The organism is Dellaglioa sp. CoH-57-MRSF-20 (genome assembly GCF_056781955.1).
Genome location: NZ_JBXAXV010000352.1, coordinates 1 through 230 on the forward strand (window position 1 = coordinate 1; position 230 = coordinate 230).

General features: G+C 68.3%; 1 protein-coding gene. It reads left to right on the plus strand.

Annotated elements, in window-relative coordinates; genetic code table 11:
- The coding region (locus tag AC1RPN_RS09270) for a cell wall-binding repeat-containing protein (protein WP_481763893.1) at window positions 1-230 on the plus strand (230 nt) is incomplete at both ends.

Consider the following 230-nt stretch of genomic DNA (forward strand, 5'->3'; position numbering starts at 1 on the left):
GGGAACCACGGCTTCGCCGTCACCGTTCACACGAATCCGGGCGTCCACACGGTCAGCGTCTACGCGACCGACCTCCAGAACGGCGCGACGGTTCAGATCGGCGGCAACGCGAGCGTGTCCGTCGGCGGGACCAACCCGTCGACCGACCGGGTGTACGGCGGGACGCGCTACGAGACCGCGGTCGCCCTGTCGAAGAAGGCGTTCCCCTCCACAGCGTCGGTCGTCTATGT